This is a genomic window from Gilliamella sp. wkB108 (genome assembly GCF_001690195.1).
Lineage (GTDB): Bacteria > Pseudomonadota > Gammaproteobacteria > Enterobacterales > Orbaceae > Gilliamella > Gilliamella apicola_L.
The window spans coordinates 1-2,505 of record NZ_LZGM01000038.1 but is presented as its reverse complement, the minus strand read 5'-3'; the positions used below and the strand labels follow the sequence as shown (position 1 = coordinate 2,505).

The window sequence follows — 2,505 nt, the reverse complement described above, 5'->3', positions numbered from 1 at the left end:
GGTTTAATCGGGTGACTCGGCAAGTCTATATTCAGCGCCCCAAATATTGTGGCGGTACGGTCGTGTTTAAGTGGGAACATATTATGCCCGCTAATTTTAGCAACTCAGACTCAGATATGGGTGGTACCAATATGGTAAATCTGATGAGCTTTCACCCATATAAAACAGGCTTTCCGGTTGCTCAATCGGTGGGGATTGGTAAAAACACCTATAATTCGCAAGATTATAAAGATGAATGGGAATTTATTCGCCGTTATATGGAGGAAGGCCCGGATAACCTACCCAAACCTTGGCTTAGTACGCATCTACCGATGCCTTTACATGGTTTAAGTGGACATATAAAACCGATGATCCATGCTGCAAAAAATGCCCCAACATTCTGGATGTACATTTTATTGATACCGGTATTTTTAATATTATTACCGTTTTACACGATAGGGTACTTTATTTCGGAATGTTTATGCTGGCAACCACGCTGGCCAAAAGTCATTCGTCAAGCTGGTCAAAAAGGGAAAACCGTACCGAAAGAAACCACCTTATCAGACTATCCACCCAGTGTACAACAAGCGATTTTAGATAGTCGTTTGGAATGGGGCGTGCGAGATGATAAAACCGGCAAACTAATTGATTATGGTAACTCTTAATATGGTAGCAAAAAGATGAACCATCCGGAGCAAATTATTAAGGACAGCTTGAAATGTATATCGGTGAATTTTTATTGTGGTTTGGCAGTTCAATTAAAGCATCAACGCGCAAAAAGTTAGGAAAAGATTATTTTGATGGCGATATGAAGCTTAGCGAAGTGCAAAAAGACTATACCAAAGAATCAGTTAGTAATAACCCACGCCCAATTGGCCCTTATTATGCCTATAACGATCGTTATTTAGAGATACGTGGTGGTATGTTTGAAAATTTCCGTGGGATTGTCACTTGGATAAGCTTAGTTATATTTTTTATTCCTTATTCTAGTGGAAATTTAGGATTAACTATTCTGCTTAAATTGTATAATCATGAAAGAGACAATATTGCTTCCGGTATATTTGCAATAACATTTTTTTCAACTATATTTTTAGTTTCATTATATTTATGTATTCGTTACTTCCGTTATGTTTATCGACTAGAGTTATTCACTATTCGCCATATTCGGGTGCGGTTTAATCGGGTGACTCGGCAAGTCTATATTCAGCGCCCCAAATATTGTGGCGGTACGGTTGTGTTTAAGTGGGAACATATTATGCCCGCTAATTTTAGCAACTCAGACTCAGATATGGGCGGTACCAATATGGTAAATCTGATGAGCTTTCACCCATATAAAACAGGCTTTCCGGTTGCTCAATCGGTGGGGATTGGTAAAAACACCTATAATTCGCAAGATTATAAAGATGAATGGGAATTTATTCGCCGTTATATGGAGGAAGGCCCGGATAACCTATCCAAACCTTGGCTCAGTACGCATCTACCGATGCCTTTACATGGTTTAAGTGGACATATAAAACCGATGATCCATGCTGCAAAAAATGCCCCAACATTCTGGATGTACATTTTATTGATACCGGTATTTTTAATATTATTACCGTTTTACACGATAGGTTACTTTATTTCGGAATGTTTATGCTGGCAACCACGCTGGCCAAAAGTCATTCGTCAAGCTGGTCGAAAAGGGAAAACCGTACCGAAAGAAACCACCTTATCAGACTATCCACCCAGAGTACAACAAGCGATTTTAGATAATCGTATCGAATGGGGCGTGCGAGATGATAAAACCGGCAAATTGATTGATTATGGTAATTCTTAATATGATAGCAAAAAGGTGAACAATCCGGAGCAAATTATTAAGGACAGTTTGAAATGTATATCGGTGAATTTTTATTGTGGTTTGGCAGTTCAATTAAAGCATCAACGCGCAAAAAGTTAGGAAAAGATTATTTTGATGGCGATATGAAGCTTAGCGAAGTGCAAAAAGACTATACCAAAGAATCAGTTAGTAATAACCCGCGCCCAATTGGTCCTTATTATGCCTATAACGATCGTTATTTAGAAATACGTGGTGGTATGTTTGAAAATTTTCGTGGGATTGTTACTTGGATTAGTTTGTTGCTTTTTTTAGTAACTGGATATACTAACTTCTCATTCTTACGAATTTTATATTTTCTTTTATATCCACAATTTTATCCTTTTGATATTGGATTTAGTTTTTATTTGGGATTGATCTTTTTTCTTATTATATCAATTTCCATGAATTATTTATTAATTCGCTATTTCCGTTATGTTTACCGACTAGAGTTATTCACTATTCGCCATATTCGGGTGCGGTTTAATCGGGTGACTCGGCAAGTCTATATTCAGCGCCCCAAATATTGTGGCGGTACGGTCGTGTTTAAGTGGGAACATATTATGCCCGCTAATTTTATCAACTCAGACTCAAATATGGGTGGTACCAATATGGTAAATCTGATGAGCTTTCACCCATATAAAACAGGCTTTCCGGTTGCTCAATCGGTGGGG

At 38.0% G+C, this 2,505-nt stretch carries 2 protein-coding genes and 1 pseudogene; all 3 read left to right on the top strand.

Going from position 1 to position 2,505, the window contains the following annotated elements; all coding sequences use genetic code 11:
* On the top strand, window positions 1-644 hold a 644-nt coding region (locus A9G11_RS14335; protein WP_218056045.1), incomplete at its 5' end, for a DUF6708 domain-containing protein.
* A 53-nt stretch (window positions 645-697) separates the two neighbouring features.
* The gene (locus A9G11_RS04490) at window positions 698-1,795 is read left to right on the top strand and encodes a DUF6708 domain-containing protein (RefSeq protein ID WP_065618324.1); all 1,098 of its coding nucleotides are present in this window, start codon (window positions 698-700) and stop codon (window positions 1,793-1,795) included.
* A 53-nt stretch (window positions 1,796-1,848) separates the two neighbouring features.
* Window positions 1,849-2,505 (top strand): annotated as a pseudogene (locus A9G11_RS04485) (hypothetical protein); the annotation flags it as partial.